The 22,242-nt window shown below is 38.8% G+C and carries 28 protein-coding genes and 2 pseudogenes; 18 read left to right on the forward strand and 12 right to left on the reverse strand.

Annotated features, from left to right (window positions below; translation table 11 throughout):
• Positions 1–35 precede the first annotated feature (35 nt).
• The 5 genes from KFQ09_RS16855 to KFQ09_RS16875 all read right to left on the reverse strand — a co-directional run bounded on the left by KFQ09_RS16855 (position 36) and on the right by KFQ09_RS16875 (position 3,930).
• Positions 36–704, reverse strand: a complete 669-nt coding sequence (locus KFQ09_RS16855) for an ABC transporter ATP-binding protein (protein WP_035390895.1) — start codon at positions 702–704, stop codon at positions 36–38.
• A complete protein-coding gene (locus KFQ09_RS16860; RefSeq protein WP_035390894.1) occupies positions 697–1,242 on the reverse strand; it encodes a hypothetical protein in 546 nt (181 codons plus the stop codon). Before KFQ09_RS16860 ends, KFQ09_RS16855 begins: the two co-directional genes overlap by 8 nt.
• A 21-nt stretch (positions 1,243–1,263) precedes the next feature.
• Complete coding sequence (locus KFQ09_RS16865) at positions 1,264–1,764, reverse strand: stage II sporulation protein M (RefSeq protein WP_035390893.1); 501 nt, start codon at positions 1,762–1,764, stop codon at positions 1,264–1,266.
• A 1-nt stretch (position 1,765) separates the two neighbouring features.
• Positions 1,766–3,304: a hypothetical protein gene (locus KFQ09_RS16870; protein WP_255835837.1), complete on the reverse strand. Its 1,539-nt coding sequence runs from the start codon at positions 3,302–3,304 to the stop codon at positions 1,766–1,768.
• A gap of 299 nt (positions 3,305–3,603) precedes the next feature.
• The gene (locus KFQ09_RS16875; protein WP_017358050.1) at positions 3,604–3,930 is read right to left on the reverse strand and encodes an uberolysin/carnocyclin family circular bacteriocin; all 327 of its coding nucleotides are present in this window, start codon (positions 3,928–3,930) and stop codon (positions 3,604–3,606) included.
• A gap of 289 nt (positions 3,931–4,219) precedes the next feature.
• Here KFQ09_RS16875 and KFQ09_RS16880 point away from each other — a divergent pair, with 289 nt between their 5' ends.
• The 3 genes from KFQ09_RS16880 (at position 4,220) to KFQ09_RS16890 (ending at position 6,879) form a co-directional block, all read left to right on the forward strand.
• Entirely contained in the window at positions 4,220–4,822 is a 603-nt protein-coding gene (locus KFQ09_RS16880; RefSeq protein WP_017358049.1) for a GNAT family N-acetyltransferase, read from the forward strand.
• Positions 4,776–5,330, forward strand: coding sequence for a hypothetical protein (locus KFQ09_RS16885; RefSeq protein WP_017358048.1), 555 nt, complete (start codon positions 4,776–4,778; stop codon positions 5,328–5,330). Before KFQ09_RS16880 ends, KFQ09_RS16885 begins: the two co-directional genes overlap by 47 nt.
• A 154-nt stretch (positions 5,331–5,484) precedes the next feature.
• A complete protein-coding gene (locus KFQ09_RS16890) occupies positions 5,485–6,879 on the forward strand; it encodes a polysaccharide deacetylase family protein (protein ID WP_255835838.1) in 1,395 nt (464 codons plus the stop codon).
• A 109-nt stretch (positions 6,880–6,988) separates the two neighbouring features.
• On the opposite strand, the gene KFQ09_RS16895 is transcribed toward KFQ09_RS16890, so the two are convergent.
• Entirely contained in the window at positions 6,989–7,495 is a 507-nt protein-coding gene (locus tag KFQ09_RS16895; RefSeq protein ID WP_048003091.1) for a restriction endonuclease, read from the reverse strand.
• 345 nt (positions 7,496–7,840) lie between these two features.
• Between KFQ09_RS16895 and KFQ09_RS16900 the strand changes: the two are divergent.
• A pseudogene (locus KFQ09_RS16900) lies at positions 7,841–8,246 on the forward strand (hypothetical protein).
• Positions 8,247–8,291: 45 nt separating this feature from the next.
• Positions 8,292–8,573, forward strand: a complete 282-nt coding sequence (locus tag KFQ09_RS16905; RefSeq protein ID WP_048003093.1) for a DUF3986 family protein — start codon at positions 8,292–8,294, stop codon at positions 8,571–8,573.
• A 150-nt stretch (positions 8,574–8,723) separates the two neighbouring features.
• On the opposite strand, the pseudogene KFQ09_RS16910 reads toward KFQ09_RS16905, so the two are convergent.
• The 4 genes and pseudogenes from KFQ09_RS16910 to sigK all read right to left on the reverse strand — a co-directional run.
• A pseudogene (locus tag KFQ09_RS16910) lies at positions 8,724–9,121 on the reverse strand (sigma-70 family RNA polymerase sigma factor); the annotation flags it as partial.
• Positions 9,122–9,142: 21 nt separating this feature from the next.
• Positions 9,143–9,802, reverse strand: coding sequence for a hypothetical protein (locus tag KFQ09_RS16915; protein ID WP_048003094.1), 660 nt, complete (start codon positions 9,800–9,802; stop codon positions 9,143–9,145).
• A gap of 100 nt (positions 9,803–9,902) precedes the next feature.
• Entirely contained in the window at positions 9,903–10,373 is a 471-nt protein-coding gene (locus KFQ09_RS16920; RefSeq protein WP_048003095.1) for an ImmA/IrrE family metallo-endopeptidase, read from the reverse strand.
• 562 nt (positions 10,374–10,935) lie between these two features.
• Entirely contained in the window at positions 10,936–11,664 is a 729-nt protein-coding gene (gene sigK, locus KFQ09_RS16925) for an RNA polymerase sporulation sigma factor SigK (protein ID WP_058014952.1), read from the reverse strand.
• A gap of 231 nt (positions 11,665–11,895) precedes the next feature.
• Between sigK and KFQ09_RS16930 the strand changes: the two genes are divergently transcribed.
• The 4 genes from KFQ09_RS16930 to KFQ09_RS16945 all read left to right on the forward strand — a co-directional run bounded on the left by KFQ09_RS16930 (position 11,896) and on the right by KFQ09_RS16945 (position 14,952).
• Positions 11,896–13,017, forward strand: a complete 1,122-nt coding sequence (locus tag KFQ09_RS16930; RefSeq protein WP_007501361.1) for a response regulator aspartate phosphatase — start codon at positions 11,896–11,898, stop codon at positions 13,015–13,017.
• Between the two features lie 166 nt (positions 13,018–13,183).
• Entirely contained in the window at positions 13,184–13,924 is a 741-nt protein-coding gene (locus tag KFQ09_RS16935; RefSeq protein ID WP_048003096.1) for a polysaccharide deacetylase family protein, read from the forward strand.
• Positions 13,925–13,995: 71 nt separating this feature from the next.
• On the forward strand, positions 13,996–14,724 hold the full coding sequence (locus KFQ09_RS16940) for an SGNH/GDSL hydrolase family protein (protein ID WP_230677074.1): 729 nt from the start codon (positions 13,996–13,998) through the stop codon (positions 14,722–14,724).
• Between the two features lie 78 nt (positions 14,725–14,802).
• A complete protein-coding gene (locus KFQ09_RS16945; RefSeq protein WP_003217499.1) occupies positions 14,803–14,952 on the forward strand; it encodes a hypothetical protein in 150 nt (49 codons plus the stop codon).
• Positions 14,953–15,087: 135 nt separating this feature from the next.
• Here KFQ09_RS16945 and KFQ09_RS16950 read toward each other — a convergent pair whose 3' ends face one another.
• Positions 15,088–15,228: a sporulation histidine kinase inhibitor Sda gene (locus tag KFQ09_RS16950; protein WP_003217327.1), complete on the reverse strand. Its 141-nt coding sequence runs from the start codon at positions 15,226–15,228 to the stop codon at positions 15,088–15,090.
• A 362-nt stretch (positions 15,229–15,590) separates the two neighbouring features.
• On the opposite strand from KFQ09_RS16950, the gene KFQ09_RS16955 reads away from it, so the two are divergent.
• The 8 genes from KFQ09_RS16955 to KFQ09_RS16990 are packed head-to-tail and all read left to right on the forward strand — an operon-like array spanning position 15,591 to position 20,608.
• Complete coding sequence (locus KFQ09_RS16955) at positions 15,591–16,112, forward strand: YqeG family HAD IIIA-type phosphatase (RefSeq protein ID WP_008356191.1); 522 nt, start codon at positions 15,591–15,593, stop codon at positions 16,110–16,112.
• Between the two features lie 2 nt (positions 16,113–16,114).
• Complete coding sequence (yqeH, locus tag KFQ09_RS16960; RefSeq protein WP_007501357.1) at positions 16,115–17,215, forward strand: ribosome biogenesis GTPase YqeH; 1,101 nt, start codon at positions 16,115–16,117, stop codon at positions 17,213–17,215.
• A gap of 21 nt (positions 17,216–17,236) precedes the next feature.
• Positions 17,237–18,079, forward strand: a complete 843-nt coding sequence (gene aroE, locus KFQ09_RS16965; protein ID WP_008342509.1) for a shikimate dehydrogenase — start codon at positions 17,237–17,239, stop codon at positions 18,077–18,079.
• The gene (gene yhbY, locus KFQ09_RS16970) at positions 18,073–18,363 is read left to right on the forward strand and encodes a ribosome assembly RNA-binding protein YhbY (protein WP_008342507.1); all 291 of its coding nucleotides are present in this window, start codon (positions 18,073–18,075) and stop codon (positions 18,361–18,363) included. Before aroE ends, yhbY begins: the two co-directional genes overlap by 7 nt.
• A gap of 13 nt (positions 18,364–18,376) precedes the next feature.
• The gene (locus KFQ09_RS16975; RefSeq protein ID WP_144625377.1) at positions 18,377–18,946 is read left to right on the forward strand and encodes a nicotinate-nucleotide adenylyltransferase; all 570 of its coding nucleotides are present in this window, start codon (positions 18,377–18,379) and stop codon (positions 18,944–18,946) included.
• Positions 18,936–19,499 carry a bis(5'-nucleosyl)-tetraphosphatase (symmetrical) YqeK gene (yqeK, locus tag KFQ09_RS16980; RefSeq protein WP_079919498.1) on the forward strand — a complete coding sequence of 188 codons (564 nt, stop codon included), beginning with the start codon at positions 18,936–18,938 and terminating at the stop codon, positions 19,497–19,499. Before KFQ09_RS16975 ends, yqeK begins: the two co-directional genes overlap by 11 nt.
• Positions 19,500–19,511: 12 nt before the next feature.
• Positions 19,512–19,868 carry a ribosome silencing factor gene (rsfS, locus tag KFQ09_RS16985; RefSeq protein ID WP_008342502.1) on the forward strand — a complete coding sequence of 119 codons (357 nt, stop codon included), beginning with the start codon at positions 19,512–19,514 and terminating at the stop codon, positions 19,866–19,868.
• Complete coding sequence (locus tag KFQ09_RS16990) at positions 19,865–20,608, forward strand: class I SAM-dependent DNA methyltransferase (protein WP_035702726.1); 744 nt, start codon at positions 19,865–19,867, stop codon at positions 20,606–20,608. Before rsfS ends, KFQ09_RS16990 begins: the two co-directional genes overlap by 4 nt.
• Before the next feature lie 48 nt (positions 20,609–20,656).
• Here the strand turns inward: KFQ09_RS16990 and comER are convergent, their stop codons facing one another.
• The gene (gene comER, locus KFQ09_RS16995) at positions 20,657–21,505 is read right to left on the reverse strand and encodes a late competence protein ComER (RefSeq protein WP_039964044.1); all 849 of its coding nucleotides are present in this window, start codon (positions 21,503–21,505) and stop codon (positions 20,657–20,659) included.
• 90 nt (positions 21,506–21,595) lie between these two features.
• Between comER and KFQ09_RS17000 the strand changes: the two genes are divergently transcribed.
• Entirely contained in the window at positions 21,596–22,225 is a 630-nt protein-coding gene (locus KFQ09_RS17000; protein WP_046527152.1) for a helix-hairpin-helix domain-containing protein, read from the forward strand.
• The last annotated feature ends 17 nt before the right edge of the window (positions 22,226–22,242 follow it).

The following is a 22,242-nucleotide window of genomic DNA, read 5'->3' on the forward strand; positions in this document are numbered from 1 at the left end:
GTGAGGCATCCTGTGATGGGATGCCTTTTGTATGTTCAACGCTCTATTTCATTTAGTTGTCCGTGATCAAGCTCGAAAAAACGATTTCCTAATTCTGAATAAAGGTAGCGCTGATGGCTTGTAAATAAAACACATTGATCAGAGAATTCTTCTTTTAATAAAGAAATAGACTGCATTTGAGATGCCTCATCAAGAGATGTAAAAGGTTCATCAAGAATGATTAGCTCTGGTGATCTGGCCGCCATACAATTAAAGAAAAGCTTATATCTCATACCTAGTGAATATTGTTTGACAGGCATCTTAAGTGCATGAGTTAAATCAAATACATCACAAAGCGAGAGAAAGGTCTTTTTGTATACCTCTTTTTCTGACTGATTCATTTTCCATAGCGACTGTATAAGATTCATATGCTCGATACCAGTCAGCGCATCATAAACCAAAGGCTTATCTGGGATGTACGCGACCAACCCTTTATAAAGAGCTGACCCAGGATGATGCTGTTCGTTGAGTAAAATCGTTTCGGATACTGAAGGAAGCAGACCTGCGATGATCTTTAAAAGTGTCGATTTACCGCTGCCGTTTTTCCCGATAATACAAGCACGATCACCTTCTTTCAGATGAAAGGATACTTGATCAAGGAGGGGAGAGCTTTCTTCAGTTGTTTCATAACGAAAAGATAGCTGAGACACTTGCAAACTAGCCATTGATAAATCCTCCAATAACAAAAACAGTGGTCACCAGCATATACAAGATGACGGTCGCAAGGGCGGCTTTTTTTGATCCTTCAGCATAATAAATGATCCCATCATATAGGATGCGTAAAAGGTACAAGTTGATCAAAAAAGAAACCGCTTGGATGAAGATAAAATAATGATCTAAATCGAGTACCATCACACAATAGATTGCTGCGCTATTCACTAATAGAAGCAACGCATTATAAAGCAAGATGACAAAATACATTTTGCGCAAAATAAACGTTTTATGAAAAAAGTACATATAAATCGAAGTCACGACAGTACCGAGAAAATTTAATATGAAATAAAGCGGGATTGTCAGTAAAAAGATAAACACAATGCTGGCTAATTGTTTTCCAGCAGATAAAGGCTCCTCTACTAACAAATCAATGATAAAAAATGTTAAAAAAACAGTTGAAACAAATAAAGATAGTAAGACAAGACCTACAATGGTTTTGATCGATTGATGTTGATTGAAAAATTGTTTAGGGCGTAGAAGTAGCTCCATAGAACCACATTCTCCTTTCTTTTAAGATAGATGTACATGGCTAACATATTCCTCTAAAAGAGAGGCAATCAACAAGAGCACTACAGCGGAAAAGATTAACTGAACCACAGTACGAGTCAGCTTTCTTACATCAATGGCCTTACCTTTCATAAACCGGTAAAGATAAATGAATGGAAAAGCACTGACGATTGAAAAGAGGATCAAACCAAGAATCTCAACAAAAGCATGCGGCATGAGGCCAGTGAATAACTGCTTCACTTCATGATGGGCTATCAAAAACTGAATGAGTTTTCCGATGATATAGCCATTATAAAAAAGAATGCCAGCAGACATAATGCCGCCAGTAAAAGCGCCGATACCTAGTATGGCAAGCCCAACCTGTAAATTGTTTGAAAAAATAGAGAGAAAAAACATGTCTTCATCCTTTTTTAAATAAGGAATCTGATCATAAGGAAGGAGACTTCCAATGAGCAAAGCTGCAATAAATACACCGGCGTAAAGATAGCCGAGACGTAGAATCAATCTATTCTCCGATAGAAAATATCTTATTTTTTTCAACATACTCAATTCCTTTATAAATGGTCTTGCGGCATAATATCCAGCAAATCACTGAAACGATCGCAAAATATATAGCGAACAGCACGTTTACGAGCCCTGAGGACTGCTGCAAAATAGGGAGAAAAGAGGTCAAAATCAAATAGTACATAAAAGGCAGCACAAGAAAGTTTCTGGCAAATGCCTGACCTTTATCGATGATCTCTAGTTCCTCATTTGTTGTCCCTATTTCATGCTCATGAATAAAATTGAATTTCGTTGTGAATGGAAACAAGTACAGTTGGATTAAAGGAAAAATGAAAAAGCCAATCCCTAATGCCACCAGTTGAATGAGCATCTGAACATGAAACAGTTGATACACAGTCATGATAGATAGATTAATGAATAGTAAACAGAGTGCTGGTATGGAAAATAAACAATAAAATAACTGGATTTTTGATAAGAAAAACTGCAATAGAGATATTTGAGAAAGCTCGTAAAGCCAAATGTTCTTTTTTTCAGCACTTAAAGTGAAAATAGAAGGTGTCAGCATTCTCATCTCATAAGATTGATTCGCTAGTATCATAATATTGAGTGTGAATAGCAGCTGAATTTGCAAGGCTTGATGATCGATGATCGAGATCAATCCGGTAAAAACACCAATATAAAAGAAGGCTTCATATGACATGAACATATAATTAAAAAATTCTTTAGATAAGAGCCACCTTTTTTCTTTCAGCAGCTTGATGTCTTTTTGGATCAACACATTTTGTCTAAACAGCGAACCCTGAATTTTATGCAGTACTTGAAAGTACCAATAAAATAAATCCCGAAAATGCTTTGAGCTTTGGTCTTGATCTTTTTCCGTTGGAATCCATCGAACAGGACTTCTCATGACAAGCGCACTACCTAGTATCACAACAATCAATGTAATAGGTGAATTAAAAAGGGCTTGAAATTGTAGAAAAACAGAGCCATCTGAAAATAAAGCATGATGCATTTGCTGAAGATCATGTTGATATAAAGAGATCAGCTTGTTTGAAAGAGTGATCCAAAACGAATCCTCTGCAAGCGATGAGATCGATTGAAATAGTTGCTGGAAGGTGTGATAAAAAGGGAAAATGATGTTTAATATGAGAACCCTTCCGAAAAAGAAAAAAAGCAAAGCGATGCTTGCAAAAAAGAGGACACGAATGGCCCCGATTTTTTTTACGACGATGTTATAAATATAAGCACCGAATATCTTATTGCTGATGATAAATAGGAAGATACTTGTCAGCATCACATTGACATGTTTTAACCAGAATGCCAGATCGTGTGTTTGAACAATATCATATTGGAACAAAAAATAGATCAAATAAGTGCTCAAACTCGTAAACACAAGCCAAATCAATTCAGAAAACAGAAGCGTTTGAAAAAGTTGTCTAGAGGAAACAGGTGCTAGCTGTATCAATTCTTTAAAAGGAAGAAGATGAGTTCTTCTATAAGATTCAATTCCTTTGACGATAGAAAATAAAAATAAAAACATCACAAAAGCACTTTCCCATTCTATTTGATAGACGGGGGAGTAAAGAAATGAAGAAATCACGAATACAATCATGCATCCGAATATGATATCAAGAATACAAGAAAAAAATATGTACTGTTTTGAAGAAAACGACTTGAGAAATGGAATTTTTCGTATAACGAACTGAGCGATATTAGAATACTGTTGCTCCAGTCTAATGGATAGAAGTAGTGATAATAATGGATATAACATCTTCTCACCTGCACAAAAATTTAAATAGAAGGAGAACAGAGTCTCCTTCTATTGAGTCGTTAAATAAATTACCAAGCGATAACGGCTTTACGGCCTTTTTTCTTAATTTCGTTTTTAAGGTATTGACGAATTGTCTCTTTACCAGCCGCAGCAATAAGAGAAAGACCGCCTGAACCTACAGCAGTTAAAATGGAGACAATTGTAGTGACAGCTCCACCCGCTTCAACCACATTAAGAACTACAGCGGCAACACTGCCTGGAATACCAAATTCTTTTGCTAGATCAGCAACTGGCAGTACTTGTAGCGAGAAGGAAAAAAGAGCTAGCATAAGGAATCCTACTGCTAAAGCACCAAAAAGAACATGTAGTTTGATTTCATTTCTTGTTTCTGTCATATCAAATTCCTCCCTTTTTTGTCTTTTTATTACTATTCTATCTTATGATATGTTTTTGTTCATATCAATCCTTTTTTTTCTTTTTTTTTCATGAATTAGTTATAGGTTAATATAAAATAAGTGAAAAGATAAGTGAGAAAAGAATCGTTTTGGATAGGAAATATCGAGTGAACATGATCAAAATGACCTTGTTTTCACAAAAACGAAAGAGAGCCTAAAAGTCTATAAGAAATGTGCTATATGTAAATGAACCAATATTCTTTGATCAAAAGCTTCTTTCAAGATAAAATTGGAAGTATCAATTCATTCTGATGGAGGCGATTTTCTGAATATTCGATTGTTAACACCAGAAGATGCTCAAGAATATGCGAACTTGAGATTAGAAGCACTCCGATTAAATCCAGAGAGTTTTGCTATGAGTTACGAGGAAGAGAAGCTAGATACGAAGAATAAATATAAGGCTCGTTTTGCCTCTACACAATCTATGTGGACATTCGGTGCCTTTCATCAAGGTCAGCTGGTCGGCTCGGTTACACTCATACAAGAAACCTTGCAGAAATTAAAGCACCGTGCCAATGTGGCAGCGATGTATGTAACGGCTAATGGACGCGGAAAAGGAATAGGGAAGGCGCTCCTGACAAAATTACTTTCTTTTGCACGCGAAAAAAAAGACATCGAACAAATATATTTAACAGTGGTCACAACAAATGACCCAGCCAAATATCTTTACATGTCTGTTGGATTTAAGTCGTATGCGGTAGAGGAAAAAGCACTAAAAATAAATGGTGCATATGTAGATGAGGAAAAAATGATGCTATGTTTATCATCGTTTGGAGGGGATATAAATGAGCCAGCCAGTCATGCGCATCACATTGGCAGCCGGACCAAATAGTGAGCTGGAATCCTTTGCGCTTCGTGCAGCACTTGAAAACTTTGGCGCAAAAGTCGATATGCATTGGATAGGCAGACCGAATGACCTGATTAATGTTTTATCCGGGAGGAATAGAGGCGAGACGGATTTCATTCTTTTATCCTTTCACGGAGAAGAAGGAGCGTTTCTCATGCCGGAGTTAGGAGAAGATGTATACGAAGAGGGTGAGCCGAGAGGTGCTGCTTTTGGTGCGGATGACATAAAGCGGTATGCTTCGTTAAATGGAGTCCACATTATATGTACAGGCTGTACACTAGGCGAAAAAAAGGTGGCAGAAGCTTTTTTAGAAACAGGGGCGATATCCTATACAGCGCCCGATGACTACATTGATGGAAATGCGTCATTTATTTTTGTTCTCACCATGCTGTATGAGCTGGTGAACAACTCAAAGACAGTCAGAGCAGCTTTTGACCAGGCACGCTCTATTGATGAAGAAACAAAGTTATTCCAACTGTATATGCAAAAATAAGGGCTGAGCAATCAAGCCCTTTTTATATGTCTCTCGTAAAATATGTCGAAAATGTGACAAATGTGTTTTTTGCAAACTAAAAAGGGGCTGCGGAAAGTCTATCCTACAAACACACGCCATCTAGACATGACGGTATCACGAGAGGAGAATCATTGTGTCAATGAAAGGGAAGATCAGTCTCGTCCTGTGTATACTTGCGATCGTCATCGGTATCGCTGCGTTTTATCATAACCAGCAAGCAAGCGGGACAGAGAGAAAAAAAGTAGAACAAGATGCGAGCTACAAACAAGTTGAAATTGTCACACTTGTGAATGACGGGAAATTCATGAGATATGCTGTCAACTATCCGCTGTTTCATCAAGAAAAACTAGATCAGGAGATCAAAAGATTTGCAGAGACCGCGTTAGAAAAGTTTAAAACATCGTTTAGTCAAGCGAGTGATGTCAATGAAGAGAAACGATACGAGTTAAACATCGATTATGAGATCATTCATTATGCCAAGCAAACCGTCGCAATCAGATTCAATACATATGAAGTGAAGGGCGGAAAGCAAGGCGTCAATCAAACGAAGGTGATGAACTTTGATTTCAAGAAACAGACATTTTTATCAATCAACGATATCTTTCTATCAAAGAAGGATAATTTTCAAAAATTATCTCATATGACTTTTGAGGAATTAAAAAAAGATCGAACGCTAGCTGAAAATCAGCCGCTGCTCAAACGGGGAACGTCTCCTGAGGCGAAGAACTATCAGTATTTTGCCATCAAAGATCGTTTTATTGAATTCTACTTTCCAAGAGGACAAATCGCTCCAAATCATCAAGGCCCTCAAGTGTTAGCGATTAAGAAAACACTGCTGAAAGGAATATTAAAACCTGAATATATTAAGAAAGAATTGAACAAAAACGAGAAAAAAGAACCGATTCCAACAAGAAAGATTGTGAAATTGCCAAAACCATCCACATTTCATCCAAATCAAAAAGCCATTGCACTCACATTTGATGATGGGCCCAATCCATCAACGACCTCAAAAATTTTAACAGCATTAAAAGAGAACAAAGGACATGCTACATTTTTTGTATTAGGCAGCAGGGTTCAGTATTATCCCGATATGTTAAGTGAAATCAGAAAGGGTGGAAATGAAATTGGAAACCACTCCTATAACCACCCTTTGCTCACAAGACTTCCCTTAAAACAAGCGGTCAAACAAGTAGAAGACACGCAACAAATCATTGAAAAAGCGAGCGGGTTCACACCGACTCATTTTAGACCGCCATATGGCGGGACAAACGGGCAAATCAACGAAGCTCTTCACATGAAAGTGACCCTTTGGGATGTGGATCCTGAAGACTGGAAATATCGAAACAGCCAATACGTCGCGGACTACATTCTAGCCCATGCATCTAGCGGTGAAACGGTCTTAATGCACGACATCTATGACACCTCAGCAAACGCAGCCGTCACGATTATCAAAGAACTCACCAAACAAGGATATCAATTATTGACGGTGTCTGAGCTTGAGCAGTGGAAGGAAGAACAGAAAAAATAATTTATTGATAATTAATTGAGAAAACAATTTCGGAACATAGAAATTGTTTTCTGTTTAAGAAGTAATTAGATCCATTATATATGCCTCTTAGAGTTAATCTAGTTAATATTCAATAGGTAATAATTATTTTTTCGTTTGATTCTTTTGACTTTAAAATTAAGTTAACAAGATCATCTCTATCAAATAATTTAACATCTGTTTTTTCAGCTAATTCGATTGCTGGAGATGTAAAATAATTATTAGTAACTACCCATGATGATTCAGATGAATAATAAAACCTTGCTGAAGTGATTTCTTGTACAGATTTCACCCCCACTTTTTTTTTATACCTTTTAGCTTGAACTACAATACTCAAACCAGATTTTTTCAAGATTAGATCAGCACCGTAGTCACCAGAAGCTTTAGTTAATTTTACTTTATAACCTAGGTTCCTAAATAGAACGCTTAAATAGATTTCAAATTCTCTTCCTGTCATAGCATCTATTTGATCGATTCCTGATTTGCTTAATTTTTCAAATTCATTTTTTTCTTTGGTCCTTTCAATGAGGGTCAATATAATAATAATTATTATGGAAATAAGGCTAACAAAAAATATAAATAAGAAAAAATCGTACATGTCATTCCCCTTTGTTCAGAATAAAAATATTGTTTAATATTGATAATGTATCTTTAATTTTATAATCGGTCTGAAAGTAAAGAATTAAAGTTTTTTCATAGGAGTTTAAGATTTTTATAGTTGGTTAAATGAAAACTTTAAACTTATTTAATTTATTTATAAAGAGTTGAAACATAATAAGGAGAATTTAGATTAATGGAGTTTAGTAATTGAATATGAATGGTCTATTAAAAAATATTGAATTTAAGAAGCATTCTTTCAGAATAAATCATCATTTACTTATCCATTTTACACATTTGAAGGAAAGAGAACGAGAAATCAATAGTTGTCGAAGGAGAGAATGGAATGTTTTTGTATTATGGACCAACCGGTGCTCCAGTGGAAAATCCGGGAGAAGAATGGATGAAAGAAATCTTCTTCCATAAGGATGAAGACTATTGGAAACAAGGGAATGGAGAATCTTCTATTGAAGTGGATGAAGATTGGGAAACGGAAAGTCTTGTTTTCTTTTATCATGAACCTTATGGCTTTTTTCTTATGAGATATCCAGGTTTTTTGGTTCCTTTTAAAAAAGAAGAGAAGATAGAAACAATCAAGCATGTCGTTGCAGGCGCACCATTGTATGTACCTTCATGCAGCTACGTCGATCGACATCAAGCCTATGAAATCGTTCAACATTTTCTAAAAACAAAATCCTGATAGTGTTGAATGGGTGGAGTTGAGGACGATTGATTTTCAGCAAAATCTATAAATTTTTTACGAGGGAACCAGATAGACACGTGTTAAGGGGGATGAAATGCATAGTTTAGACGATACGATGCACCTACATGTTGGCTATTATGAACAGGGTGTTGATATTGAAGGGATGTTTTTTAAGAGTTTAGACACAGGAAAATGGCTATTATTTTTTGATCATACATGGTATGGGATCACGCTTTTAAAGCATTATGAAAAATATGAAGATTTAGGGCTGTTGATTGGGGAGTATTCCATTGAAGATGACAAAATTGAAGATGAAGGAAATCAGTTGTTTGAGCGTTTTTTAAAAGAAAACGGGATATTGAAGTCAATGGAGTGAACAGATATTTCTTAGCCTTTAGAGTATTTTTAAATCTAATAAGGGTCAGTCTTATATAAGAAACAAAGAATGGTCAAAATAAAAAACAGACCTAATGTGGTCTGTTTTTTTATCAACCCAAAATGAATGGATTTTTTTATATCTTTCAAATCACTTCCCCTTCTCCCGCTTCCGTTTCTCCTTCTCCGCCCGGTAAAACTCATGAAACATCTTCATCAGCGCGCGTTTCTCTATCCGAGATACATAACTCCTTGATATGCCGAGCTCCTTGGCTATTTCCCGCTGCGTTTTCTCTTTCTTTAAGTCCAAACCGAATCGGCCGACGATGACTTCTTTTTCCCGGCCGTCGAGAATGTCGATATATTCTTTTACTTTTTCAACCTCCATGTTGAGCTGAATGGTATCGATCACGTCTTCATTTTCTGATTTTAAGACGTCAATTAATGAAATTTCATTTCCTTCTTTATCCTGACCGATGGGTCATGCAAAGAGACGTCCTTTTTTGTTTTTTTGAGTGCGCGTAAATGCATAAGGATTTCATTATTAATGTCAAGAGGGGAGTGCAGAATTTAAAAATCGAATTTCACTTTTGCCCCATCATGCAATAATTCAGGTTCGTCATTTAGATAAACATCACTTAAGTGAAGTGTGATTGAACTCAAATCCGAAACATCATCTACCAGTAAAGGAACTACAACCATACCTTCATTTTCGACTTTACCATACAAAGAACCAACACCTGTATCCGTAGTCAAATTAGTCTTATAGACTTCGATTTGTTTCTTTGTATTAGTGGTAATAACATCAACACCAGAAAACAAAACATCTTTATCGGAAGTGTTTTCAGTCGTATAAGTGATTTGTATTCTATGATATTTATCTTTTTCAAAATTATTATAAGAAAGAAGCTCTTTATCTTGTTCACCTAAATTACTGTATTCAAATACTTTAACATCGTGTATTTTCATCTTAATAGGACTTAAATCTATTTCTTTTTGTTTGTTATTTATCTTTTTCAAAGTTAGTGTTGAACCATTTTTATCTTTATCCCATTGGCCAATTTTGGTTAGAAGTCCTGATGTTGGTTTATTCTCTTTTTGTGTTGATTCTTTTGAAGCCTCTTTACTCGTTTCTTCTTTTTTTGCCGGCTCAGTTGAGCTGTTAGTGTTACCACAAGCAGTTAGAACTGCCATAAAGCATAAGAATAAAATTAGTTTAGCTTTTTTCATTTGTCTACACCCTTCTATATACACATTTTAGTAATACAGGAAACATTATAATACAAAAAATGTTGAAGTGATGATTTTCGACAAAATTAGACGAAATAATTCATGACTTATAGCATGGGTTTAAAGTCACAAAGCGTTCGGTAGCGAATTTATATGTAACATTGAAAAGAGATGCTATTTCATTTGTGAAATTATTATATGGTTGAATAGCTTTTATTTTTCTAAGCATAAAAGTGGGAATACAAAACTTATATGCAAAACGCTTCGCCTGCATTTCCTGCAGCTCTCTAAACAGTGGGGGCATGATTAATTGATTTCCTTCATGTCTAAGCGCATGACAAAGTTCATGACCAAAATCTTGCCACTGTTCTTGAGGGCTAAGGCGATTATCAATGATAATAGTTCCAGCATAGTACCGGCTGCTGATGTTTAAGAATTCGACTTTTAAATTGGAGCGGTAGGCGATGTCTAATAGATCAAGTTCTGATGGATTTTTAATGTTGATTTGATGATAGAATGCTTCGATCCAGTCATCTAAGTGTGTTGTGTTTTTTGGCAAAATGCGTTCCAACTTAAGCAACTCCTTTAAAATAAGAACGTATGTTCTGAATGTGGGTAAAAAATAAATACTCTTAATGAGCATTTATTTTAAATCAACTGTTAATTCTTTTTTTCGGCAACATTATTTAAATGTTCGTCGAATGGTGAATCTAATACAAGTCTGATACTCTTAATTTTGGAAACATCAGATTCAACCAAAACTGAAACAATTCCTCAATCTTATCATCGGTTGCATCTTTTATATCTTTAAAGAAAAGTTTTGTTTCAGGGTTTAATATCTTTTTCTACATCTCCTCAACTGATTAAAATAATTAGCCATTTTTTCAATGTATCATAATCAGGTTTATAATCTCTAAAATATAGCTGATTTAGAGTCTTAGATGCAGTTTGTTATAAAGCTTATCAAGCGTATAAACTAGAAAATAAATTAGATATTTAATTGGCAATTGATTAGAAACTATTCTTATAACCAAATTCAGATGGAAAGTAGTATAGAGCAAAAATAAAAAACAGACCTCATATGGTCTGTTTTTTATCACACTAACATGAAGGGTTCTTTTACAAAATTCAAATCACTTCCCCTTCTCCCGCTTCCGTTTCTCCTTCTCCGCCCGGTAAAACTCATGAAACATCTTCATCAGCGCGCGTTTCTCTATCCGTGACACATAGCTCCGCGATATCCCGAGCTCCTTGGCTATTTCTCGCTGCGTTTTCTCTTTCTTTAAGTCCAAACCGAATCGGCCGACGATCACTTCTTTTTCTCGGCCGTCGAGAATGTCGATATATTCTTTTACTTTTTCAAGCTCCATGTTGAGCTGAATGGTATCAATCACGTCTTCATTTTCTGATTTTAAGACGTCAATTAATGAAATTTCGTTGCCTTCTTTATCTTGACCGATGGGGTCATGCAGAGAGACGTCCTTTTTTGTTTTTTTGAGTGCGCGTAAGTGCATGAGAATTTCATTTTCAATACACCGCGCCGCATAAGTTGCCAGCTTTGTTCCTTTTCCAGAGGAATAGCTTTCGATGGCTTTAATGAGTCCGATCGTCCCGATGGAGATGAGGTCTTCAGCGTCTTCCCCGGTATTTTCAAATTTCTTGACAATATGGGCGACGAGCCGAAGGTTATGTTCAATCAGCATGTTTCTTGCGTGTTCATCGCCCTCTGCCATGAGGGCTAAGTATTTTTTCTCATCATCTCCCGAAAGGGGTTGTGGAAAGGCATTGTTTTTGACATAGGACACTAAAAACACCAATTCTTTGACCATCAATCCCATCGCTGTAAATACTCCTGCCACGATTTTCACCTCCACCATGTTTAGGCCGCTGCCTATATCCTCAAATGTATGTGAAGGAAGGATTGTCTGTGTCTGTACGATGAAAAAATCATCTTATTTGAAAGAAACGTGCTTCTGTGCGTATGTTTTTGCTGCACCTCTCATATGTTTGCGGTTTCTTTGCGGTGCTTGGCGGTCTAGAAGCGTGCTAAAATATGTAATATTAGACCGAAAAGGAAGGGGTTTTTTCGGAACATGGGGAAGGTTCTTTCTTCACATGTCGGTATGAAAATTAATGAATGGTATCGAATGATACGGCAGTTCAGTGTTCCAGATGCGGAAATCTTGAAAGCGGAAGTAGAAGCGGAAATTGAACGTATGGAAGAGGACCAGCATTTACTGATTTATTATCAGCTCATGTGTTTTCGGCACCAAATTATGCTCGACTATATACACCCTTCAAAATATCAACCTTTCTCAGTATCTAACCTTGTCGATAAAATCGAAAATTCCAATCATGAGTTATCTGATATGCTGCATTATTACCATGCATTTTTTCGTGGCATGCATGAGTTTAGTCAAAAAGAATATTTGGAGGCCGTCAAATATTATCGCATGGCAGAAAAACAGCTATCTATGGTATTTGATGATATTGAGCAGGCCGAGTTTCATTTTAAAGTAGCAGAAGCCTACTATATAATGAAACAAACGCATGTCTCCATGCACCATATTTTAAAAGCGCTTGAAATATACGATCAGCATGATGCATATTCCATTCGCATTATTCAGTGCCTCTTTGTCATCTCGGGAAATTATCAAGATTTAAAACGTAAAGATCGAGCACTGCCTCACTTGAAAAAGGCGAAACAACTCGCATCCGAAATTGACCACCCGCGCATTTATAGCTCAGCACTCTATAATTTAGGGAAATGTTATGGGGAGTTAGGTTATCGAGAAGAAGCAGAACGATATTTAACCGAATCGGCAGACCTCGCCAAAAAAGAGCTGCTTCCCACGCTGCCTCATACACTTTATACACTGGCCAAGCTGCTTTTTAGACAAAATGAGCAGACTGAAGCAAGGCGCATATTAGAGGATGGGAAATTGGCCGCAAAGAAGCATGAAGACCAGCTGTTCTGTCATATGTTTGAGTATCTGGATGCTTTATATGTTCAGGAAATCAATGAAGAACAACTGCAAAAAACCATTGATTATTTGGAAAAACTTAGCCTATACTCTTATATAGAGGATATCTCACTAGAAATTGCGACAGCCTTAGAAACCTCTCAACAATACCAGAAATCCAACCAGTATTATCAAAAATTGCTATGGGCTCAAAATCAAATCCAAGAAGGAGAGTGTCTGTATGAATTCTAAGCAACGTTCGACAGTTGAAGAGAGAAACCAAACGTGAGACAAAAAGCGGGCCTAATGGGCCGGCTTTTTTTATGTGAAAAAGAAGCGTAGACGATCACGAAACTTGAATGAATTCATCAGAAAGCGGGCAATTTAATGTGTAATGATGTTCTGTGGAGGCGGTCTGATGAAAGGGTTGCATATCTTGTTATGTATATTGGTATTATGCGCTTTTGTTCCTGATAACATAGAGGCGCGTACATTAAAAAGAATCGACCTAGAAAAAACGGGACGAGCCTTTTGGGACATGAGAGAGGAACGGAAAAAGATTGCGTTAACCTTTGACGATGGGCCTCATCCGGTATACACAAATCAAATACTAGATGTACTGAGAGAGCATGAAGTGAATGCCAGCTTTTTTGTCATCGGAAGCCGTATTCATGCATATCCCCTCCTCGCAGAGCGGATTGTGAGCGAAGGAAATGAGCTTGGCAATCACACGATGAACCATACGTATTTTGACCTTTTGTCATCGAAAGAAATCAAGCGAGAATTAAAAGAATCAGCGGCTCATATCGCTTCTCTCCAGCCTGGCGGACCCTTATTATTTCGTCCTCCGGGCGGGCGCTTGACGATGAAGTCATTCCGCATTCTTTCTAAGCAAGGATACGATGTCGTGATGTGGTCCTTTACGCAAGATCCGAAGGACTGGTCAAGGCCAGGTGCACACAAAATTGCCAGCCGTATTATTGAGAATATTCAGGGCGGTGATATCATCCTTTTACATGATGGCGGAGGAAATCGTAAGCAGACAGTAGAAGCGCTGAAACAAGTCGTACCTGAACTAAAGAAAAGGGGCTATGAGTTTGTGAAAGTAAGCGAACTACTGCACCATGACAGAGATTATCTGCCGGTTCAATTACAATAAGAAACAGTCATTCATTGAAACCAAAAGTCTTGTCGTTTACTATATGAAGAGGGCTTTTGGAGGTGAATGTTGTGAAGAAATTTGTTTTCCTTTTCATCCTGTTATGTGTTGCGGCTGGGTGCTCAAAACCAGCACAGGAAAGTGTGATTGCATTTGGCGACAGTAACACAAGAGGATCGAACTGGGATTTTCGAGATTATCCCACATCTGAAAAATGGGTGAATCTCATGAAAAATGTCGAGCGCGGCCAAATCAAGGTGCAGAATGCTGGGATTGGCGGGCAGACAACAGAAGATGCGAAGCTGCGCTTTGAGCAGGATATTTTAAAACCAAAACCAACTTACGTCCTCATCATGTTCGGTACAAATGATGCGGCGATTCTTGACGGGAAACATCCCCGTGTGACCAAAAAACGATTTAAGGAAAACTTATCCTACTTCATTTCTGAAAGTAGGAAAGAGGGAATTACCCCGATCCTCATGACGTGCGTGCCTGTAGTCGAAGGAGGCAAAAAGGGCTTGTATTATTATTCTAGATATAAGTCATCTTATTTTGCTGAGAGAGGCGGGGCGAGAGCTTGGCAAAACTCATACAATGACATCACAAGACAAGTAGCTGAAAAACAGCAGGTGCCGCTTGTCGACAATTGGAAAGCGTTCATCCGAGAAGCGGGTGAAGATAGTGACAACGCCTTGATTCAGTCTGGCCTCATTGACCCTTCTGGCAATCATATGACACCAAAAGGGGCAAGAATCATTTATAACGAAATCAAAGAGCGTGATGTCATTAAACATTTTTAAAAGCAGGCCATCTGCCTAAACAAGACGATCCATCTCGCATAGTCTAACAGTATATCTTCCTAGAAGGAGGTAACTGATATGTGGGGATGTCCTTATCCTTACCCTGCGTGTTCGCCTTATCCAGCTCAAGGAGCAGGAATCGGTTACGCTTTTCTTGTTGTGTTCCTTGTCGTCATTTTGGTCGTAGGTGGAGGGTTATGGTTTTGGAATGAACAGCCTTGCAAATAAGACACCTCTTCTTTGATCAGAAGGGGTGTTTTTTACGGAAAATAGTAGTAAGCCTATAGCGCAAGTGATATAATATCAGTCACCTGAGTTTAAAAAGGAGAGTGCTCGGGAGGCATGGTTCCTGGATATATGGAATTAAGAGGAAACAGAGAGCATATGCCCGAGCGAACGTCTTTTCATTTCTGTCTCAATTAATTCAATGAAGTCGCGATTTAAGTTCATTTCATTTGCTTTATAATACGATTCTATAAGTAAATCATCTGACAGCTTTTTCATACTAGAAACCCATATGATGGGAAAAACACCTCCCCTGAAAAAGTTGGCATAAAACTTGAGGAAAAGACATATCATCATAGGTTGATCGAATGTCTTTGAAGTACCTTTAATCTACCATGAATGGGAAACAAGAACAATCGTTCTGTTATCCACATGGTTAAGTGGATAACTTGTGGGTAGAGTGTTTATAATTGAATGAAAGCGTGATGAAATATAGGTGGATAATGTGTGTAAAATTATCCACACCTGTTGAAGGTCCTCATCATATGTCGAAAACTTTTTCGTTGTATTCGATAGACAGACAAATTGTGATTTGATTCGACACAATCGCTGAAAAACCAATGGAAGAAAGGGTGCAAATTGTGCTAAAGAAGTATTTCTTACCGGATGAATTTGTGAAAAGTATTTTCCACATTTCACCGCAAAAACTAAAAGAACGAAATGTAAAAGGAATTATTACAGATTTAGATAACACACTAGTAGAATGGGATCGTCCAAGTGCGACCCCGCGTTTAATTGAATGGTTTCAAGAGATGAAAGATCACGGGATACAGGTGACGATTGTATCGAACAATAATGAAAAAAGGGTCAAGCTTTTTTCTGAGCCGGTTCATATCCCGTTTATTTATAAAGCGAGAAAACCGATGGGAAGAGCCTTTAATAAGGCCGTCGCTGATATGCAATTGAAGAAAGAAGATGTGGTTGTCATTGGCGATCAGCTTATGACAGATGTGCTTGGCGGAAACAGGCATGGCTTCCATACCATTTTGGTTGTACCTGTTGCGGCATCGGACGGATTTTTCACGAAGTTTAACAGGCAGATTGAACGCAGAATTTTAGGAGCCTTAAAGCGTAAGGGCCACATTCAGTGGGAGGAAGAGTAATAATGGAAAAGGTTGTTTGTATTGGCTGCGGTGTAGCCATTCAGACGGAAGATAAAGATCAATTAGGATATGCGCCGGCAGCATCTCTATTGAAAGAAGATGTGATCTGTCAGCGCTGTTTTAGGTTAAAGAACTACAATGAAATTCAGGATGTATCTTTAACAGAAGACGACTTTTTAAATATTTTACACAGCATTGGCGAGACTGATTCTCTGATCGTCAAGGTCGTTGATATTTTTGACTTTAACGGAAGCTGGATTAATGGACTGAGCCGTATTGTTGGTGGTAATCCCATTTTACTTGTCGGCAACAAGGTAGATATTTTACCGAAATCCGTGAAAAAAGACCGTCTTGTTCAATGGATGAAGCGGGAAGCAAAAGAAAATGGGCTCAATCCGATCGATGTGTTTTTAATCAGTGCGAGCAGAGGACAAGGTGTGCCTGAGGTCATGGAGGCCATTGATCATTACCGTGAGGGTAGAAATGTCTATGTTGTCGGCTGTACAAATGTTGGGAAATCAACATTTATTAACCGCATTATCAAAGAGGTGTCTGGAGAAGAGAATGTGATCACCACATCCCAATACCCAGGGACAACACTTGATGCGATTGAAATCCCGCTTGATGACGGGTCTGCTTTATTCGATACACCGGGGATCATCAACCGCCATCAAATGGCGCACTATGTCGGCAAAAATGACTTAAAGATTTTAACGCCCAAAAAAGAATTGAAACCGAGAACGTTCCAGTTAAATGAAGCTCAAACGCTTTACTTTGGCGGACTGGCTCGATTTGATTATGTAAAAGGCGGCAGAACATCCTTTGTCTGCTATATGCCAAATGAACTCAACATTCATAGGACGAAGATGGAGAATGCAGATGACTTATATGAAAAGCATGCAGGTGAACTGCTTTCACCGCCATCAAAAGAGGGCATGGAAGATTTCCCGCCGCTCGTTCCGCACACTTTCACCATCGATCAGCCAAAAATGGACATTGTCTTTTCAGGATTAGGCTGGGTGACGGCAAATGATGCTGGGAAACAAATCAAAGTGTATGCGCCAAAAGGCGTGCACGTGTTTATGAGACGTTCGTTAATTTAAATGTTCAGAGGGGGAGAGACCTTGAAACCTTTATACGGAGTAATCGGTAACCCTGTTGGCCATTCAATGTCTCCGGATATTCATAATGCAGCATTAAAGGATGCTGGAATTGATGGACATTACCATGGCTTTCAAGTAGAAAATGATGACCTGAAAGATGCGATTAGCGGCATGAAAGCGTTAGGAATCAGCGGCATTAACGTCACTGTTCCGCACAAGGTAGAAATCATGAAGTACCTCGACAAAATTGATGTGACAGCTGAACGCCTTGGTGCCGTCAATACGGTGCGTCTCGAAGGAGATCAGCTCGTTGGGTACAATACAGATGGAGAAGGCTTTCTTCATTCATTGCTTGAAGCGTTGGATCAGCCGTTATCAGAGCTGTCATTTCTCCTGCTTGGTGCTGGTGGAGCAGCAAGAGCGATTTACACGACAATTGCTGAGTATGCACCGAAACAATTTGATATCGCCAACCGCACCATTGAAAAAGCTGAGGCTTTAATTGAAAGTGCCGATGGGAAAATCACATCTCGTGCCATTGCATTAAATACAGCAGAAGAGCGGCTTGGGGAATATGATGTCATCATCCATACGACCTCAATTGGTATGTATCCGAATGTTGAAGAAACCCCAATTTCTTTAGCGAACGCAAAAAAAACAGCGGTCGTTTGTGATATTGTGTATAATCCAATAGAAACAAAGCTGCTAAGCGAAGCAGCCGGGTTAGGTTTGAAAACAGTCGATGGCGTCGGCATGTTTGTTGGTCAGGCGGTAAGAGCCTTTGAACTGTGGACGGGCATTACACCTGACGCCCGAAAAATGAAGTCAATTGTCATAGAGAAATTAGGAGGAACACCATGTTAAAAGGTAAACAAAAACGTTTTTTACGTGCGCAAGCACATCATTTATCACCTATTTTTCAAGTTGGAAAAGGCGGGGTAAATGACAATATGGTCAAGCAAATTTCCGAGGCGCTTGAAGCAAGAGAACTTTTGAAAGTCAGCGTATTGCAAAACTGCGACGAGGACAAAACAGAGGTTGCAAAAGCACTTGTAAAAGGTGCAAAAGCTGAACTCGTTCAAACGATCGGAAATGTGATTGTCCTTTATAAGGAATCAAAGGAAAATAAACAAATTAAGCTGCCGTAAAGGTGGATATGATATGAAAAAAATAGGATTGTTCGGCGGTACGTTTGATCCCCCGCACAATGGGCATTTGCTGATGGCAAGTGAGGTGCGTTTCCAAGTAGGGCTTGATGAAATTTGGTTTATCCCAAATCACAAGCCCCCTCATAAAACGGGCCGAAAACGAGCAGAGAGTCATCACCGCATAAAAATGGTGGAAAAAGCGATTCAGACAAATCCTCATTTTCGAGTTGAGCTTATTGAAATGGAGCGGGAGGGCCCATCTTATACAGTAGATACGGTTGAGCTGTTGAAGAAGCGCCATCCTGAAGATGAGTTCTTTTTTATGATTGGAGCGGACATGGTCGAGTATTTGCCGAAATGGCACAGAATCGATGATTTGCTTCAGATGATCACCTTTATTGGGATGAAAAGACCAGGTTATGAAGGAAGTACGGCGTATCCTCTTTTGTTTGCAGATGTTCCGGCTTTTGATGTATCATCGACATTGATTAGGCAGCGAATGAAGCAGGGGAAACCTGTTGATTATTTGATTCCGAAAGCTGTTGAGTGTTATATAAAGGAGCATCATTTATATGAATCGTGAAGAAGCGTTAAACTGTGTCAAACAGCAGTTAACAGAGCATAGATATACACATACAATTGGGGTCATGGAGACGGCCATTTCATTAGCTGAACATTTTGGTGCAGATGTGGAAAAAGCAGAGGTTGCGGCTATTTTCCACGATTATGCTAAATTTAGACCGAAAGAAGAAATGAAGGGCATCATCCAGCAAGAACAGATGAACCCTCTATTGCTTAAATATTCACCTGAGCTTTGGCATGCCCCAGTTGGTGCCTATTTGGTCAAAAAAGAAGTTGGAATTGACGACCGAGATATTTTAACAGCCATTGAATTCCATACATCCGGCAGACCGAACATGACATTGCTTGAAAAAGTTATTTATGTCGCCGACTATATAGAGCCAGGACGCCATTTTCCTGGTGTAGAGGAAGTAAGAGAGTTAGCAGAGCAGGATTTGGATCTTGCCTTGATTCAATCTTTAAAAAACACCGTCAGCTTTTTAATGAAAAAGAATCAGCCAGTTTTCCCAGATACACTTGCTACTTATAACTCACTTGTGCAAAAGAACAACTAAGGAGGAATTTTGATGGATGCATCATCAATTTTAAACATCGCAGCTGGAGCGTGCGATGATAAACGGGCAGAGGATATTATTGCCCTGAATATGCAAGGGATCTCACTTGTTGCAGATTATTTTCTCATTTGTCACGGGAATTCTGACAAACAAGTACAGGCCATTGCAAGAGAAGTGAAACACCTTGCAGAAGAAGGCGGCATCGAAGTTAAAAAGATGGAGGGCTTTGACGAAGCAAGATGGGTCTTGATTGATCTAGGAGATGTCATTGCTCATGTGTTCCACAAAGAGGAAAGAGGATACTATAACTTAGAGAAGCTTTGGGGAGATGCGCCGAGAGAAACGCTTTCGCTTGGCATTAACTCATGATTTATCAAGGGTTTGCAGGTGTGTATGATGAGCTCATGACACATGCCCCTTATGATGAATGGGTTCAGTGGATACAGCGGTATATCAAGCCAAATAGTGCGATTATCGATGTAGGTTGTGGAACTGGAGAGATCTCTCTTCGGTTAGCTGCAAAAGGCCACATGGTCACAGGAATTGACCTAAGTGAAGAGATGCTGGCATTTGCGCAGCAAAAAGCACAGGCTCATAAGCAGTCTATTCAATTTTTACATCAAGATATGAGAGAGCTCGAGGGGTTTGAACAAACTTTTCAAGCAGCGGTTATTTGCTGTGATTCTTTGAATTATCTAAAAAACGAAAATGACGTCAAAAAAACCTTTAAAAACATGTTTCAGCTTTTAGAGGCAGGTGGGGTTTTATTGTTTGATGTTCATACCCCTTATAAAATGGAAGAGGTATTTCCTGGCTCTACTTATGCCGATCAAGATGAAGAGATCAGCTATATTTGGCAGAGTGATCAAGGAGATCATCCATATTCGGTCATTCATGATTTAAGCTTTTTTGTAAAAGACGGAGACGTGTATGAGCGTTATGATGAAACGCACGAACAGCGTACATTTCCTTTTGAGACATATGCAGCGTTCCTTGAGTCCGCTGGCTTTGAACAGATTGAAGTGACCGCTGATTTTACAAATGAAGCACCTCAAGAATGTGCAGAAAGATATTTTATTTCAGCGAAGAAACCAAAAACCATCGTTTAATGGAACGATGGTTTTTTAAAACCCTTTTTTCGCTTGTTGCGAACATGTTTAATTTCTGAGATCATCAGTAAACACACTCGGCGGGTATTGATGCGCAACCGCTTCTACATCCTCATCGAACTTGTCATGAGTGTTCTGGAAAAGCTGATGGAACATATCTTGAACACCTGCTTCAAGTGCTTTAATACCCTCGCCGGTGACGCCGCCTTTTACACACACCTTCTCTTGCAGTGTAGGCAGGGTATACACCCTTTTTTCAATCAAACGGCCAAGTCCTACAAGCATATCTTCTGATAAGGTGGTGGCTTCTTCTTTTGAAATATCCGTTTCTTCAACAGCGGCTTCAATCATTTTCTGAACAAGAAAGCTAATAAAGGCAGGACCGCAGCTGACAATATCTGAGGCTGCCCGTGTGATTGAATGATGAATTTCGATTGGTGTTGAAATGCGGCAAGCGAGTTGTCTGAGCGCTGCTTTTGTCGTGACATTGCATGATGAACCAAATGTTAAAAGTGATGCGCCTGATAACGCGCGGTTGGTGATGCTTGGGATCAGTCTGGCTGTTTGACAAGGAACAATGTCTTGAAGCTGTTCAGGATGAACCGGACTAGTAATGATGACAATGGTTTGCTGTTCTTTTAAAAGTGGGCTCAGTTCTTTTAAAAGCGGATAAATATCAAGTGGTTTGACACAAACAAAGATGAAATCTTTATCTGTTACAGCTCCTGAAAGCTGTTTCGTCACTTCGACCTCTGGGTGATTCTTTTTTATATTGAACGCTTTTTCGATGGTCCGATTTGTAATGGTGATGGATGAGGGATTGACTGCTTTTGATTCAATAAATGCCTCAGTAAGTATGGTACCCATGTTTCCTGTACCGATTAACCCTATATTCAAACGTTCTCCCTCCTTAGACGCATAGGATCTGTTATCTTCTAAACAGTATGTGAAGCAGCGTGAAAATATGATTGAAAGAAGCGTGAACAAGTGAAGCAGCTCATTTCGTTGAAAAAATACAGTCTTTATCTGATAGCGGGAATCATTATCCTCGTCATCATCTGTTTCTTCTTTTTAGCAGGAAAAGAGAAAGGCAGCGCCGAGCTAGGTGTATTGAAAGAACAACATGAAACGCAAGTCACATTAGAAGAAAAACAAGAGAGTGCAGAAAAAGAGCCAACATCCATCGTAGTAGAGGTCAAAGGAGCTGTACGGAAGCCGGGCGTTTATGCATTTATGGCTGAGGACAGAGTTGAAGAAGCCATTAAAAGAGCAGGTGGTTTTACGAGCAAGGCAGATACAGTTGACATCAATCAAGCAGCAAAATTAGAGGATAGTATGATGATTTATGTACGAAAGAAGGGGGAGGCTGACAAGCAGGGACAAACAGCAGCGGCTGATACGCCGCCGGGAAATGAAAAGAGTCAAGGGGTGAATGTCAATCAAGCTGATGCAGCGGAATTGCAGACCATTAACGGAATAGGTCCAGCCAAAGCGGAAGCCATCATTGCGTATAGAGAAGAACATGGAGAATTTCAGCAAATTGAAGATTTACGGAATATTTCGGGTTTTGGAGAGAAGACCATTGAACGGCTGAAAAATCAACTGACGGTCAAGTAGAATTGACGGTATAGAAG

The sequence above is a fragment of the Bacillus sp. FS02 genome, assembly GCF_024398395.1.
Taxonomy (GTDB): Bacteria; Bacillota; Bacilli; order Bacillales; family Bacillaceae; genus Bacillus; species Bacillus altitudinis.